The organism is Streptomyces sp. ITFR-16, from assembly GCF_031844705.1.
In the GTDB taxonomy this organism is placed as follows: Bacteria; Actinomycetota; Actinomycetes; order Streptomycetales; family Streptomycetaceae; genus Streptomyces.
Genome location: NZ_CP134609.1, coordinates 7240744 through 7256888 on the forward strand (window position 1 = coordinate 7240744; position 16145 = coordinate 7256888).

The following is a 16145-nucleotide window of genomic DNA, read 5'->3' on the forward strand; positions in this document are numbered from 1 at the left end:
GCAGGACCTCCCGAAACGCCGTTGTGCCGGTACGGGTCAGTCTGCACCCGGCCACTGACACAGGCGCGCAGGACCGCCGGGGGAACCGCGCGCTTCGTCAGTGCCCCGGCGCCGCCGTGCTGCTGCGCACCACCAGGTTGGTCGCCAGGTCGACCCGCGTGGTCGCGGGCTGCCGGCCCCGGCCGAGGTCCAGCACCAGGCGGGCCGCCGTCTCGGCCATCTCTATGAGCGGCTGGCGCACCGTGGTCAGCGGCGGGCCGATCCAGCGGGTGAGCGGCAGGTCGTCGAAGCCGACGACGCTGAGGTCCTCGGGGATGCGCAGGCCCAGCTCACGCGCGGCCTCGTACACACCGAGCGCCTGGAGGTCGTTCCCGGCGAAGACGGCGGTCGGGCGGTCCGCCAGGCGCAGCAGCTCCAGGCCCGCGGTGTACCCGGCCTCGTGCTGGAACTCGCCCTCGCGGACCAGGTCGGGATCGATCGGCAGACCCGCGGTCTCCAGGGCCGCGCGGTAGCCGTCCACCCGGGCCCGGCTGCACATCATGCGCGAGGGGCCGCTGATGACCCCGATCCTGCGGTGGCCGAGTCCGGTGAGATGGCGGGTCGCGGCGAGCCCGCCCTGCCAGTTCGTCGTGCCGACCGACGGGACGTCGTCGCCCGGATCGCCGGCCGGGTCCACCACCGCGTACGGAATGCTGCGGCTCGTCAGCTGCGCGCGCTGGGCCGCGGTGAGGTCGGACAGCACCAGGATCACGCCGACCGGCCGGCGGGCCAGCACCCCGTCCACCCAGGTCTGCCCGGGGGTGAGGCGCCCCGCGCTCTCCGAGAGCACCAGGCTCAGGCCCTCCTCGCGCGCCACGTTCTCCACCCCGCGCACGACCTCCATGGCCCAGGCGCTGTCCAGCTCGTGGAAGACCAGGTCGATCAGTTGCGACTGGGTCGTGGAGCCGCGTCTGCGGCGGTAGCCGTGCAGCAGCAGCAGCTCCTCCACCTTGGTGCGCGTGCCGGGGGCGACATCGGCACGCCCGTTCAGCACTTTCGAAACTGTCGGAGCGGAGACTCCGGCCGCTCGGGCGATTTCCGCCAGGGTGGCGGTGCCGTCCGACGATTCGCCGGCCGGCGCCTTCTCCTGATGTGACTGGACGTTTGCGGGGCTCATACAGGGAATCGTAACCGCCCGGCGGCGACGGGGCGGGGCGGGTCCCGGGGAAAATTCCTCGCTCCGGACCTCTTGACTGGTCCGAAACACGACCGTACGGTTCCGGCAACATTCGCAAGTAACACCGAAACATTCGACAGAGGTGCGGTCATGCGGTCGGGAATTTTCTCTCATGGTTCACGTACGGCGAGATGGACCGCGGCCGGTGCCGCCATGGTCATGGCCGGTCTGCTCGCGGGCTGCGGCGGCGACGGCGGCAGTGACGGCGGCGCGACCCTCACCGCGTACGTCTACGGCGACGACGCCGTGAAGGTCCAGCAGGCCGCGGTCAAGGAGTTCAACAAGACCTCGGACGTGAAGGTCAAGCTCGTCTCCGTCCCCGGCACCGACTACGTCAACAAGCTCCGCAGCGCCATGGGTTCCCCGAGCGCCCCCGACATCTTCTTCAACTGGGGCGGCGGCTCCATCAAGCCGTACGTCGACGCGGACCAGCTGGTCGACCTCACCTCGACCGTCAAGAGCGACACCACGCTCAAGGAGGGCTTCCTCCCCTCCGTCGTCGAGGCCGGCAGCCTCGACGGGAAGATCTACGGCGTCCCGATGCGCGGCATGCAGCCCGTGATGCTCTTCTACAACAAGACCCTCTTCGCCGAGAACAGGATCGAGCCCCCCAGGACGTGGGAGGACCTCCAGAAGGCCATCACCACCTTCAAGGGCAAGGGCATCACCCCGTTCGCCCTCGGCGGCTCCGACAAGTGGCCCGAGCTGATGTGGCTGGAGTACCTCCTCGACCGGATCGGCGGCCCCGACGTCTTCCGGAAGATCCAGAACGGCGACACCTCCGGCTGGGGCGACCCGGCCGTGCTCAAGACGGCCCGGACCGTCAAGCAGCTCGTCGACGAAGGCGCCTTCGGCAAGAACTTCAACTCCGTCGACTACGGCAACGGCGGCGCCCCCACCCTGCTCAGCAAGGGCAAGGCGGCCATGCACCTGATGGGCTCGTGGGAGTACTCCACCCAGCTCGGCAAGGCACCGGACTTCGCCAGGAAGGACCTCGGCTGGACCAGCTTCCCGACCGTCGCCGGCGGCGTCGGCGACCCGGCGGACGTGGTGGGCAACCCGACCAACTACTGGTCGGTCAACGCCCGCACCAAGCACAAGGACGAGGCCATCGCCTTCCTGAAGACCATGGCCTCCAAGTCCTACGCCCAGGCATTGGTCGACAACGGCGACGTCCCGACCACGTCCAACGCGGCGGCCATGCTGAGCGGATCGCCCAACCCGAAGTTCGCCGCCGACCAGTACGACATGGTCCAGAAGGCCCCGAGCTTCACCCTCTCCTGGGACCAGGCGCTGGAGTCCCAGTACGCCACCCCGCTGCTCACCGAGATCAGCAAGCTGTTCGCCGGCAAGTCGTCGCCCGAGCAGTTCGTCGCCGCGATGAAGGCCGTCAAGTAACAATGTCCCACGTCTCTTCGTACAAAAAGGTGCGTGGAGGAAGGAAGGCGGCCGCCGGCAGCGTCGGCCGCCCCCCGGTCGTCTGGGCCCTGCCCGGCATCCTCTTCTTCGCCGTCTTCGCGATCGTCCCGCTGGGGATCGCCGTCTACCTCTCCTTCTGCCACTGGGACGGGCTCAACTCCCCGGCCCCCGTCGGCACGGACAACTGGACCAGGCTGTTCAAGGACCCGGAGTTCCGTCAGGCCGCCTGGCTGAGCCTGCTCCTCACCGCGGTCAGCTGGGCCTTCCAGACCCCCGTGGCCCTGCTGCTCGGTGTCTGGGCGGCCGGCAGACAGCGCAGCCGCGCCGTGCTCTCGGCGGTCTTCTTCATCCCGCTGCTGCTCTCCACCACGGCCATCGCGATGCTCTTCCACGCCCTGCTCGACCCGAACTTCGGTGTGATCAAGGAGATCGGGCCCTGGTTCGGCATCGACCCGAACATCATGGGCTCGTCCACCGGCGCCCTGCTCACCGTGGCCTTCGTCGGCGGCTGGCAGTTCATGCCCTTCCACACCCTGATCTACCAGGGCGGCACCCGGCAGATCCCGCAGGTCCTGTACCAGGCCGCGGAGATCGACGGGGCCGGCATGCTCCGCCAGTTCTTCCACATCACGCTGCCGCAGCTGCGCAACACCGTCACGACCTCGTCGGTCCTGATGATCGTCGGCTCGCTGACGTACTTCGACACCGTGCTGATCATGACCAAGGGCGGTCCGGGCACGGACACCACCGTGCTGCCCTACCTGATGTACCGGACCGGTTTCCAGACCTACGACCTCGGCTACGCCGCGGCGATCGCGACGGCCCTGGTCGTCGTGGCCACCGCCCTGTCCCTGATCCTGGTCCGCTTCAGCGGCTTCGGGAACATGCGGTCCACCCGGGAAGGTATGTGACGCGATGTCTCTCGACACCCGCCCCGCCACGCGCCCCGCGCAGCCCGTGACCCGCGGCCTGCCGGCCGCCCTGCGGCGCCGCAGGAAGTGGGGCAACCCCCTGGCCGGCCTGGGCTCGCTGGTCTGGCTGCTCCTCGTGACCGTCCCGCTCTACACCCTGGTCTCCTCCTCGCTCATGCACCAGGACGAGGCGCTCAACGGCGATCCGCTGGCCGTGCCGGCCCACCCGACGCTCGACAACTACCGCACCGTGCTGGACAGCGGCTTCTCCTCGATGCTCGCCAACACCGCGATCGTCGCCGCGGCCACCGTCGCCATCGTGCTGCTGCTCGCGGTGCCCGTCGCCTATGTCGCGGTACGCACCCGCAGCAGGCTCTCCTCGCTGGCCTTCCGCACCTTCCTGCTCGGAGTGGCCATCCCCGCGCAGGCCGTGATCGTGCCGCTGTACCTGCTCATCAGCAAGATGGGCCTCTACGACAGCCTGCCGGCGATCATCCTGCCCACCGCCGCGTTCGCGATGCCGGTGGCGGTGCTGATCCTCAGCGGCACCATGCGCGACGTCTCCGAGGAGATGTACGAGGCGATGGCGCTCGACGGCGCGACCCCGCTGCGGATGCTGTGGCAGCTGGCGGTCCCGATGTCCAAGGCCGGCATCAGCACGGTGGCCATCTACACGGCCCTCCAGGCGTGGAACGGCTTCCTGTTCCCGCTGATCCTGACCCAGTCGGAGGAGAACCGGGTGCTGACCCTCGGCCTCTTCAACTTCATGTCCCAGTTCGGGGTGAACATCCCCGCCGTGCTGGCCGCGATCGTGCTCTCCGTCGTGCCGATCTTCGCCGTGTACCTCGTGGCCCGGAAGGCACTGGTCAACGGACTGATGGGGGTGGGCGGCAAGTAGCCCCACCACGCCGCCCCGTACCACCGCACTCTTGAGAGGAATCCCCGCCGCCATGGCAAACCCCCCTGTCCCGCATGCCCGCAGCACCGAAGCGGCCACCGCCGTCGAAGGCCCCTGGCAGGATCCCGCGCTGCCCCCGCGGGAGCGGGTGGCCGACCTCGTCTCCCGGATGACCCTTGAGGAGAAGACCGCCCAGCTGTACGGAATCTGGGTGGGCGCCGACGCCGACGGGGACGGGGTCGCCCCGCACCAGAACGACATGGTCGACCCCATCGACTGGGACGCGCTGATCCCGCTCGGCCTCGGCCAGCTCACCCGGCCCTTCGGCACCGCGCCGGTGGACCCCGCCGTGGGCGCGGTCTCGCTGGCCCGGGCCCAGCGGGCGATCGCCGGAGCCGGACGCTTCGGCATCCCGGCACTCGCCCACGAGGAGTGCCTCGCCGGATTCACCGCCTGGGGCGCGACCGCCTACCCGGTCCCGCTGTCCTGGGGCGCGGCCTGGAATCCGGACCTGGTCACCGAGATGGCCCACCGGATCGGCAGCGACATGCGGTCCGTCGGCATCCACCAGGGGCTGGCCCCCGTCCTGGACGTGGTCCGCGACCTGCGCTGGGGCCGCGTCGAGGAGACCATCGGAGAGGACCCCTACCTCGTCGCCACCATCGGCACCGCCTATGTGCGCGGACTGGAGTCCGCCGGCATCGTCGCCACCCTCAAGCACTTCGCCGGATACGCCGCCTCCGCCGGCGCCCGCAACCTCTCGCCCGTCCGGGCCGGGGCCAGGGAACTGGCCGACGTCGTTCTGCCGCCCTTCGAGATGGCGCTGACCGAGGGCGGCGCCCGCTCGGTCATGCACTCCTACACGGAGATCGACGGGGTGCCGTCGGCGGCCGACCCGTCCCTGCTGACCGGACTGCTCCGCGACACCTGGGGATTCGAGGGCACGGTCGTCGCCGACTACTTCGCGATCGGTTTCCTGGAGACGCTGCACAAGATCGCCGAGGACCGCGCCGACGCCGCCCGCCTGGCCCTGCGGGCCGGGGTGGACGTCGAACTGCCCACCGTCCGCAGCTACGGCGAGGAACTCGTCGCCGCCGTCCGCCACGGCACCGTGCCCGAGGAACTGGTCGACCGGGCGCTGCACCGCGTCCTGCTCCAGAAGTGCGAACTCGGGCTGCTCGACCCCGACTGGAACCCGCTGCCCGCACTCCTGCGAGGCGGCGGCCCCGAGCAGGTGCGCGACACCATCGACCTCGACCCGCCCCGGAACCGGGCACTCGCCCGGCGGCTGGCCGAGCAGGCCGTGGTGCTGCTGGCCAACCCCGGTGACACCCTGCCGCTGAGCGGTACGGGACGCATCGCCGTGGTCGGACCCCGCGCCGACGACGCGCTCGCCATGCTCGGCTGCTACTCCTTCCCCAGCCATGTCGGGGTCCTGCACCCCGAGACCGCCACGGGCATCGACATCCCGACCCTGCTCGACTCGCTGCGCGCCGAGTTCCCCGGCGCCGCCCTCGACAGCGTGCCCGGCTGCGAGGTGGACGGCACGGACACCTCTCAGATCGCCGCCGCCGCCGGCCTCGCCCGGGACGCGGACGTGTGCGTCGCCGTGCTCGGCGACCGGGCCGGACTCTTCGGGCGCGGCACCTCGGGCGAGGGCTGCGACGCCGACGACCTCTCGCTCCCCGGCGTCCAGGGCGAACTGCTCGACGCGCTGCTGGAGAGCGGGACCCCGGTGGTCCTGGTGCTGCTGTCGGGCCGCCCGTACGCGCTGGGCCGCTGGGCGGACCGCACGGCCGCCGTGGTGCAGGCGTTCTTCCCCGGCGAGGAGGGCGGCCCGGCCCTCGCCGGGGTGCTCTCCGGCCGGGTCAACCCCTCCGGCCGCCTGCCGGTCGGCGTCTCGCGGCACCCCGGCGGCCAGCCGTGGACGTACCTCCAGCCGCCGCTGGGACTCGCCAACGGGGTCACCAACCTGGACCCGACGCCGCTCTACCCCTTCGGTCACGGTCTCTCGTACACCTCCTTCGCCTGGGAGGCGGGGGCGCCGGTGCCCGAGGAGATCCCCACGGACGGCTCCGCCGACATCGAGCTGACGGTCCGCAACACCGGTGACCGGGCGGGCGCGGAGGTCGTTCAGCTCTATGTGCACGACCCGGTCGCCCAGATCACCCGCCCCGACAGCCGGCTCATCGGCTACGCGAGGGTTGCGCTGGAGGCCGGGCAGGAGGCGCGGGTGCGCTTCCGGTTCCACGCCGATCTGGTGTCCTTCACCGGCATCGAGGGCCGGCGCGTCGTCGAACCCGGTGCGCTGGAGCTGCGCCTCGCCGCGTCCAGCGGTGCCGAGGACATCCGGCACACCGTGCGGCTGAGGCTGACCGGCCCGGAGCGCACGCTCGACCACCGCCGCCGGCTGGTCTGCGACGCCTCCATCGAGCACGTCACGGCGGCCGCCCCGGTCGGCGGCTGACCCTCCCGAGGCCACCGGGCGGGGGCGGCGCCGCCCGCACCGCCGCCGCCAGGTTCCGTACCGCCGCCGCCCGTGCGCCGGCGGTGCGGAGAGGGTCGCGAAACTTTCGAAACACCCGCACCGTACGCACGCCACCGGCCTGACGGCAGGCGCGTACGTCCATCGAAGGGGTTGTATGTCATGCGCAAGCCAACGAAGGCCGTTCTGACCGGCGCCGCCGTCGCGGCCCTGCTCGTCCCCTGCACCGTCAACGCCGTCGCCAACTCCGGCCGCGGCAGGCCGCACCAGGACACCTCGGCGACCACCCTCGGCGCGCTGGGCAAGCGGGCCGGCCTGCGGATCGGCACGGCGGTCGACACCTCCGCGCTCGCCGAGGACGCGTCCTACCGGGCCAGGGCGGCGTCCGAATTCACCTCCGTCACCCCCGAGAACGTCATGAAGTGGGACGCCGTCGAGGGGCAGCGGGGCCGGTACGACTGGTCCGAGGCCGACAAGCTGGTCGACTTCGCCCGCGCCAACGGACAGTTGGTCCGCGGCCACACCCTGCTCTGGCACAACCAATTGCCCGGCTGGCTCACCACCGCCGACCTCGGAGCCGACGAACTGCGCGCCGTCCTGCGCAAGCACATCACCGACGAGGCCCGCCACTTCAAGGGCCGGATCTGGCAGTGGGACGTCGTCAACGAGGCGTTCGACGACGACGGCACCCTGCGCGACAGCATCTGGCTGCGGAAGCTCGGCCCCGGCTACATCGCGGACGCCTTCCGCTGGGCCCACGAGGCCGACCCCAAGGCCAAGCTGTTCATCAACGACTACAACATCGAGGGCGTCAACGCCAAGAGCACTGCCCTGCTGGAGCTGGTCACACGGCTGCGCGAGCAGCACGTACCCATCGACGGCGTCGGCATCCAGGGCCACCTCGCCGTCCAGTACAACGCCCCGCACGACATCGCCGCGAACATGAAGCGGTTCGACGACCTGGGCCTGGAGACCGCGATCACCGAGGCGGACGTCCGGATCCCGATGCCGTCCGACAGCACCGGGCAGGAGGCCCAGGCCGAGGGGTACGACGTGCTGCTGCGCGGCTGCCTGCTCACCCGGCGCTGCACCGACTTCACGGTGTGGGGCTTCTCCGACACGTACTCCTGGGTGCCGTCCACCTTCGAGGGCGAGGGCGCGGCAACCTCTTCGACGAGAACGACCGGCCCAAGCCCGCCTACCGGGCGCTCCTGGACGACCTGAAGCTGGCCGCCCGATGAGCGACCGCCTCCCGGACACGGACACAGAGAAGAGCGATATGGGCCACGGCGTTCCGCGGTACGCCGGCCGCAGGGCGGTCCTCGGCCTCGGTCTGGGGCTCACCGCCCTCACCGCGACGCCCCTCGGCTCCCTTCTCGGGATGTCGGGCGAGGCGGCCGCGACCGGCCACGGCCCTTCGGCCCGGCCCGCGGACCCCGGCTCGTACATCTCGTTCACGGCGGGACCGGGCACCTTCCCGCTGGTCAGGAACGGGCGTGCGGCCCCGGTCGTGGTCAGCGACCGTGACTGGGCGGGCGTCGTGCGGGTGGCGGGCGACCTCCGCGACGACATCGAACGCGTCACCGGCGTCCGCCCCGCCCTCTCCCACGGGGCGGTGCCCGGGGGGCGCGAGATCACGCTCATCGGCACCGTGGGCCGCAGCCCGCTGATCGACCGGTTGATCGCCGACGGGAAGCTCGACGTCTCCTCGATCCGGGGCAAGTGGGAGACCAGCCTCCAGACCGTCGTGGACCGGCCGCTGCCGGGTGTGGACCGCGCGTTCGTGATCGCCGGCAGCGACCAGCGCGGCACCGTCTTCGGCACGTACGACGTCTCGCGGGGGATCGGCGTCTCGCCCTGGTACTGGTGGGACGACGTCGTCCCCGTGCACCGGGACGAGATCCACGTCCTGCCCGGCCGGCACACCCAGGGCACCCCCGCCGTGAAGTACCGGGGCTTCTTCATCAACGACGAGAACCCCGCGCTCGGCACCTGGGCGCCCGCCCACTTCGGCCCCGGCAAGGCCCCCGGCTACGAGGGCGGCTTCAACGCGGACTTCTACGCCAGGGTCTTCGAGGTCATGCTCCGCCTCAAGGCCAACTACCTGTGGCCGGCCGTCTGGGGCCGCGCCTTCGCCGAGGACGATCCGCTCAACCACGCCACCGCCAAGGCGTACGGCATCGTCATGGGCACCTCCCACGAGGCCCCCATGATGCGCGGCATCGAGGAGTGGAACCGGCACGCGGTCGCCGCCGTGCGCGACGAGGCCGGCACCGTCACCACCCCCGGCCACGACCCCTACGGCGGCACCGGTGAGTGGTCCTTCCGCCGCAACGCCGAGGCCATCAAGGCCTACTGGGCCGACGGCATCCGGCGGATGAAGGACGAGGACTTCGAGGGCGTCGTCACCCTCGGGATGCGCGGCAACGGCGACGTCGGCCTCCCCGACGGCGACGGCATCGAGCTGATGACCGAGATCATCGCCACCCAGCGGCAGATCCTGGCCGAGGTCACCGGCAGGGACATCACCACGATTCCGCAGGTCTGGACGCTCTACGAGGAGGTCCAGCACTACTGGGACCGGGGACTGCGCGTGCCCGACGACATCACGGTCGTCCTCACCGACGACAACTGGGCCAACATCCGCAAGCTGCCCGACCTGAAGAACGACGCCCGCGAGGGCGGCTACGGCCTCTATTACCACTTCGACTACGTCGGGGTCGGCCGCAACTACAAGTGGGTGGACACCACCTCGCTGCCCAACATGTGGGACCAGCTCCACCAGTGCGTCGCCTACGGCAACCACGGACTGTGGGTCACCAACGCGGGTGACCTCAAGGGCAACGAACTGCCCACCCAGTTCTTCCTGGAGTACGCCTGGGACCCGGAGCGCTGGCCCCTGGACCGGCTGCCGGAGTGGGAGGAGCGGTACGCACGGCAGAACTTCGGCGAGCAGCAGGCCACCGCCGTCGCGGACATCCTGCGCACCTACGCCCGGCTCCAGTCACGGCGCAAGCCCGAACTCCTCAACCGGAGGATCACCCTCGACCCGGCCAAGGACCCCGCCACGGACAGCTCGGCCGTCGTCCACGACGACCAGGCCGGCCCGTTCAGTCTCGTCGACTACCGCGAGCTGGAGCGGGTCACCGAGGAGTGGCGCCGGCTCGGAGCCGAGGCCGAGAGCGTCGGCCGCAGGCTGCCTGCCTCCGCCCAGGACGCCTGGTACGAACTGGTCGGCTACGAGGTGCTGGCCACCGCCAATCTCTACGCGCTGCGCGAGGCGGAGTTCACCAACCTGCACTACGCCGCACAGGGCCGGGCCGGCACCAACGACCTGGCCGCCGCCGCAGAGGCGGGGCTCGCCGAGGATCTGGCCCTGGCCGACCGCTTCCACACCGTCGCTGGCGGGAAGTGGCGGGGCTTCCAGACCCAGCCGCACATCGACTACGGAGATGTGGAGCGCTACGGCCCCAACGCGCCCTGGCAGCAGCCCGAGATCGACAACGTCGCGCTCAAGGACGTGCTCTTCCCCGAGGTCAGGCGCATCGAGCTGCCCGCCCGCGCGGAGATGGGCGTGGCCGTGGACGGCTCGGCCGCCTGGTGGCCGCACGAGCGCGGTCCGGCCGTGCTGCCGGTCTTCAGCCCCTACCAGAGCCGGCCCGCCCAGTACATCGAGGTGTTCAACCGGGGCCGCGCCCCGTTCGACTACCGGGTGCGGACCGGCGTCTCCTGGCTGACCGCCGACCGGGTCCGCGGCCGGGTCGCCCGGCAGGACCGGATCACCCTGCGCGTCGACTGGGACCGGGCGCCCCGGGGCGTCACCGAGGTGCCGGTCACGGTCACCGGGCCGGACGGCGCGACGGTGGTCGTCACGGCCGTCGTCGAGCGCCCGGCGCTCTCCCGCGCGCACCTGGACGGCTTCGTCGAGGCGAACGGATACGTCTCCATCGAGGCCGACCACTACAGCCGCGCCGTCGGGAGCCACGGGATCAGCTGGCAGCGCATCCCGGACATCGGACGCACCGGCGCCGGAATGGAGCCGTTCCCGGTCACCGCGCCCCGCCGGAGCCCGGGCGGCTCCGGTCCGCGACTGGAGTACCGGGTGAGCCTGTTCACCACCGGTCCGGTCACCGTCCACGCGTACCTCTCGCCCCGCAACAACCCGCTGCCGACCGACGGGCTGACGTACGCCGTCTCCTTCGACGACGCCGCGCCGCAGAGGGTGAACGTCACCGCCGTGACCGGGGCGGACGACGGGACCATGAACGCCCAGTGGGCCCGCAACACCTCCGACAACGTCAACGTCACCAGTACGGTGCACCGCATCCGCACCGCCGGCGTGCATGTGCTGAAATTCTGGATGGTCGACCCGACGGTGGTGCTGCAGAACCTGGTGGTCGACACCGGCGGCCTCAAGCCCAGCTATCTGGGCCCGCCGGAGAGCCTCCGGCTGCGCTGAGCGGGGGCCGGGGACAGCAGGGGAGCACAGAGCGATGACGAACGAGAACGAGGACACCGGCGGCTCCGCCGGGACTCTGGACGCCGCGCCCGTCGGTGCGGAGGTCGGGATCAGGCTCAGGACACCGTCAAACGAGCTCTCGTTCGTCTGCTCCCCGGCCCGGGCCCGGGAGCTGGCCGCCGCTCTCGGCCTCGCGGCGGACGAGGCCGAGAGCGCGGGGTCGGCGGACCCCGTCACGGTCAGGGCGGACGAACTGCGCCGGGGCGACGTGCGCGACGGCGACCGCCCCATGACGGTGGACGCCGTGCGGGCCGAGGGCGACACCGCCCATGTCACCTGGAGGTCCGGCGCCGGACGCACCTGGAACCAGCTGTACGACGCGGACGCCCGCATCACCCTGCGCCGGCGCGGCTGAGCCCCGGCCCCGCGCGTCCGCCCGTCCGCCGCGCCCGTCCCGTCGCGCGCGGCCACCGGACGGGGCGCACCCTGGAGAGGAGACTCCGGAGGTGAGCCCCATGACGCACACGGCCGTCGGATGGCACATCGAGCTCGAATTCGAGGAAGACACGCACCGCACCCGCGCGGCGGCCCTGGTGCGGCTGTCCGACGGGAGCGAGGTACGCGCCCACGGCTATGCGAGCCGCCATCCCTCCGATTCCGAACAGCCCCGGGTGGGCGAGGAGATCGCGGGGGCCCGCGCGCTCAACGAACTGGCGATGAAGCTGCTGACCAAGGCACACGACGAGATCGACGAGGCCTCCGGGCGCACGTCGTACCCGCTGACCTGAGAGCCGGCGGGCCGGACTCCGCCCTCGCCGGTTGTACGAGAGACGTCGTAATTTGACGGGCTTCGTAGTACGGGATGTATCGTACTAGCGATCCTTTCCGTACCCGGCGAAACGGAGTCCGTCGTGAGTGCCCTCTTCGAGCCCTTCACCCTCAGGTCGCTTGTCGTGCCCAACCGGGTGTGGATGGCCCCGATGTGCCAGTACAGCGCCGAGCCGACGGGGCCGGGTACGGGTGTGCCCACCGACTGGCACTTCGCCCACCTCGCGGCCCGCGCCGCCGGCGGCACCGGCCTGATCCTCACCGAGGCGACGGCCGTCAGCCCCGAAGGACGGATCAGCCCCGCCGACCTGGGCATCTGGAACGACACCCAGACCGCGGCCTTCCGCCGGATCACCGACTTCATCAAGGCGCAGGGCTCGGTCGCAGGCATCCAGCTGGCGCACGCCGGCCGCAAGGCCTCGACCGCCGCGCCCTGGACGGGCGGCGGACCCGTCGGCCCGGACGCGCACGGCTGGACGCCCGTCGCGCCGAGCCCGCTGCCCTTCGACACCGGCTACCCCGTCCCGCACGAGCTGACCACCGACGGGATCCGGGGGGTCGTCGACGCCTTCCGCGAGGCCGCGCGCCGCGCCGTCGAGGCGGGCTTCCAGGTCGCGGAGGTGCACGGCGCGCACGGCTACCTCATCGGCCAGTTCCTCTCGCCGTACAGCAACCACCGCACCGACGCGTACGGCGGCAGCTACGAGAACCGCGTCCGCTTCGCCCTCGAAGTCGTCGACGCCGTACGGGAGGTGTGGCCCGAGGACCTGCCCGTCCTCTTCCGCATCTCCGCCACGGACTGGCTCACCGAGAACCCCGAGGACGAGCGCGAGGGCTGGACCGCCGACGAGACCGTCCGGCTCGCCGCCGAACTCCAGGCCCACGGCGTCGACCTGCTGGACGTCTCCACCGGCGGGAACGCCCCCCGCGCCCGCATCGCGCCCGGCCCCGGCTACCAGGTCCCGTTCGCCGAGCGTGTGAAGCGGGAGACCTCGCTCCCGGTCGCTGCCGTCGGCCTGATCACCGACCCGCAGCAGGCCGAGAAGATCCTCACCGAGGGCCGCGCCGACGCCGTGCTCCTCGGCCGCGAACTGCTGCGCAGCCCCTCGTGGGCGCAGTACGCGGCCCGCGAACTGAGCGGCACGGTCCGCGCCCCCGAGCAGTACGGCTACGCGATCTGACCGCAGCCGCCTGAGCCGCCCTCCCCGCCCCCTCCCACCGAGGCGTGCGGGGAGGGCGGTTGCGTACGGACCGTCCGGATCGCCGCATCCGTTCATCGCGCATTCACCGGGGATGACGGCCCAGGCATTCCCTCCCGCGCCGCGGGGACCTACGCTCGGCCGGGCATCGATCACCGTTGCGACCGGCCGGATCCCGGCCGCTGACAACGTTGTCAGAATCCCTGTGGGTCCCCCTGCAAGGTCTCCCGGAGGTATCGCTCCATGCCCACCAGACCATGGCCCGCGGCCCGGCGCCTCGCCGCGCGCACGGCCGCCGTGCTCGTCATCGGCGCGCTCGGCGCCGCAGTCCTGCCCCCGGCGGCCGGTGCCGCGGCCCCCGCCGTACGGCCCACCGCCTACGTCGACCCGCTCATCGGCAGCGCGAACGGCGGCAACACCTTTCCCGGCGCCACCCTCCCGTACGGCATGATCGCCTGGTCGCCGACGAGCACCACCGGCGACCAGACCAGCACCGGAGCCGCGAACGGCTACGAGTACGGCGCGACCCGGCTGCGCGGGCTCAGCCTCACCCATGTCAACGGCGCCGGGTGCAACCCCGGTGCGGCGGGCGACATCCCCATCATGCCGTTCGTCGGCGAGGTCACCTCCTCGCCGTCCGCCGATACCAAGGACGCCGTCTACGCCGCGAACTTCTCGCACGACGACGAGCGCGCGGTGCCCGGCCGCTACACCGTCGGCCTCGACTCCGGCGCCACCGCCGACCTCGCGGTCAGCCGTCGCGCGGGCGTGGCCGACTTCGCCTTCCCGGCCGGCAAGCCCGCCAACCTGCTCTTCCGGGTCTCGAACTCGCTCAACGGCAGCGAGGACGCCCAGGTCGAGATCGACCCCGGCCACCGCAAGGTGACCGGATCGGTGCTCACCGGCGCGTTCTGCGGACGACGGGCCAACGGCGGCACCAACAACCGCAAGAGCTACTACCGGCTCTACTTCACCGCCTCCTTCGACCGCGCCTTCTCCACCACCGGCACCTGGAAGGACGGCACGCTCGCCCCGGGCTCGACCTCCGGCAGCGGCGGCGAGGGCTATGCCACCGGAGCGGACCGGGCCGGACGGGGATCGGGCGGCTGGGTCGGCTTCGACACCGCAACCGATACCGATGTCCACATGCGGATCGGCATCTCCTACGTCAGCCAGGCGGGCGCCGAGGCCAACCTGCGCTCCGAGATCGCCCCGCACGCCGAGGTGGCCGACGTCGCGGCCGCCGCGAGCCGCACCTGGGACCGGGAGCTGGACTCCGTACGCACGGGCGGCGGCACCGAGGCCCAGCGCACCACCTTCTACACCGCCCTGTACCACTCGCTGATGCAGCCCAACATCATCAGCGACACCGACGGGCGCTACCCGGGCATGGACGGCAAGCCGCACCGGATCGAGCGCGGGCAGGGGGCGCAGTACAGCAACTTCTCCGGCTGGGACCAGTACCGGGCCCAGATCCAGCTGCTCGCCCTGCTGAAACCGCAGATCGCCGGGGACTTCGCCCAGTCGCTGTACAACTTCGCCCGGCAGAACGGCGGGGTGTGGGACCGCTGGGTGCACATCAACGGGGCCACCCATGTCATGACCGGCGACCCCACCGCCGCCACCCTCGCCACGTTCTACGCGATGGGCGTGCGGAACTTCGACTACGAGGGCGCGTACGAGTCGCTGGCGCGCCAGGCGACCGTCCCCGTGGACGACGGGCTCTCGGACGCCGGCTGCCCGGGTCAGTGCACCGGCCAGCGGCCCAACCTGGCCCAGTACCTGGACTCGCACTACGCGGCCCAGGACGTCTGCCACTGCTGGGGCGGCGCCGCCGAGACGCTGGAGGACGCGGTCGCCGACGCCGCGCTCGGGCGCTGGGCCGCACTGCTCGGCCGGGACGCGGAGGCCAAGGCGTTCGAGGAGCGCGGCGGCTGGTGGCGCAACGTGTACAACGCCGGTGCCACGGACGGGGCCGGCACGAACGGCTACATCCAGGCGCGCGATCTCGACGGCTCCTGGGTCACCCCGTTCAGCCCCGGCAGCGACCTCGGCTTCGCCCAGGGCACCAGCGCCACCTACACCTGGATGGTGCCGCAGGACGTCCAGGGGCTCGCGGAGGCGATGGGCGGCCGGGACGTCGCGGCGCGGCGCCTGGACGGCTTCTTCCACAAGGCGGACGGCTCCTGGTCGGTGAAGGGCGGCGACGCCCTGCGCTACGACCCGACCAACGAGCCCGGGATCCACGCCCCCTGGCTCTACAACGCGCTCGGTCAGCCGTGGAAGACCCAGGCCACCGTCCGCGAGATCCTGGACACGGTCTACGGCACCGGTCCGCGCGGTCTGCCCGGCAACGACGACCTGGGGACCATGTCCGCGTGGTACGTCTTCTCCGCGCTGGGGCTCTATCCGCAGTCGCCGGGCAGCGGCGCGCTGCTGCTCGGGGCCCCGCTGTTCCCGAAGGCGGTGATCGGCCGGCCGCACGGCAGGGACATCACCGTCAGCGCACCCGCCGCCGGCGCCGGCCGCCCGTACATCGACGCGGTGACGCTCAACGGACGCGTCCATGACCGGTCGTGGACGGACGCCGGTCTGCTCGCCCGGGGCGGGAAGCTGACGTTCCGGCTGTCGGGGACGCCCAACACCAGCTGGGCGACCGCCCCTTCGGGGCTGCCGCGCTGACGGACGGACGATTCCGCTCCGGTGCGCCGCGTCCTGAGCGCGGCGCAC

General features: G+C 71.8%; 11 protein-coding genes. 10 read left to right on the plus strand and 1 reads right to left on the minus strand.

All coding sequences use genetic code 11. The annotated features are described in order from the left end of the window. Positions 1–97: 97 nt before the first annotated feature. Complete coding sequence (locus tag RLT58_RS32075; RefSeq protein ID WP_311313852.1) at positions 98–1156, minus strand: LacI family DNA-binding transcriptional regulator; 1059 nt, start codon at positions 1154–1156, stop codon at positions 98–100. A 213-nt stretch (positions 1157–1369) separates the two neighbouring features. Between RLT58_RS32075 and RLT58_RS32080 the strand changes: the two genes are divergently transcribed. The 10 genes from RLT58_RS32080 (at position 1370) to RLT58_RS32125 (ending at position 16097) form a co-directional block, all read left to right on the plus strand. Further along, positions 1370–2614, plus strand: a complete 1245-nt coding sequence (locus RLT58_RS32080) for an extracellular solute-binding protein (RefSeq protein ID WP_311313853.1) — start codon at positions 1370–1372, stop codon at positions 2612–2614. A gap of 2 nt (positions 2615–2616) precedes the next feature. Next, complete coding sequence (locus RLT58_RS32085) at positions 2617–3546, plus strand: carbohydrate ABC transporter permease (protein WP_311313854.1); 930 nt, start codon at positions 2617–2619, stop codon at positions 3544–3546. A gap of 4 nt (positions 3547–3550) precedes the next feature. Next, positions 3551–4444: a carbohydrate ABC transporter permease gene (locus RLT58_RS32090; RefSeq protein WP_311313855.1), complete on the plus strand. Its 894-nt coding sequence runs from the start codon at positions 3551–3553 to the stop codon at positions 4442–4444. A 52-nt stretch (positions 4445–4496) separates the two neighbouring features. Further along, a complete protein-coding gene (locus tag RLT58_RS32095; protein WP_311313856.1) occupies positions 4497–6911 on the plus strand; it encodes a beta-xylosidase/alpha-l-arabinosidase in 2415 nt (804 codons plus the stop codon). A 180-nt stretch (positions 6912–7091) separates the two neighbouring features. Continuing rightward, positions 7092–8153, plus strand: a complete 1062-nt coding sequence (locus RLT58_RS32100; RefSeq protein ID WP_311313857.1) for an endo-1,4-beta-xylanase — start codon at positions 7092–7094, stop codon at positions 8151–8153. A 55-nt stretch (positions 8154–8208) separates the two neighbouring features. Further along, the gene (locus RLT58_RS32105; protein ID WP_311313858.1) at positions 8209–11388 is read left to right on the plus strand and encodes a glycosyl hydrolase 115 family protein; all 3180 of its coding nucleotides are present in this window, start codon (positions 8209–8211) and stop codon (positions 11386–11388) included. A gap of 34 nt (positions 11389–11422) precedes the next feature. Then, positions 11423–11803, plus strand: a complete 381-nt coding sequence (locus RLT58_RS32110) for a hypothetical protein (protein WP_311313859.1) — start codon at positions 11423–11425, stop codon at positions 11801–11803. Positions 11804–11903: 100 nt separating this feature from the next. Next, entirely contained in the window at positions 11904–12176 is a 273-nt protein-coding gene (locus RLT58_RS32115) for a DUF1876 domain-containing protein (protein ID WP_136326073.1), read from the plus strand. A 123-nt stretch (positions 12177–12299) separates the two neighbouring features. Further along, a complete protein-coding gene (locus RLT58_RS32120; RefSeq protein WP_311313860.1) occupies positions 12300–13397 on the plus strand; it encodes an NADH:flavin oxidoreductase/NADH oxidase in 1098 nt (365 codons plus the stop codon). 261 nt (positions 13398–13658) lie between these two features. Beyond that, positions 13659–16097 (plus strand): GH92 family glycosyl hydrolase, encoded by a 2439-nt coding sequence (locus RLT58_RS32125; RefSeq protein ID WP_311313861.1) that lies wholly within the window; start codon positions 13659–13661, stop codon positions 16095–16097. Positions 16098–16145 lie beyond the last annotated feature (48 nt).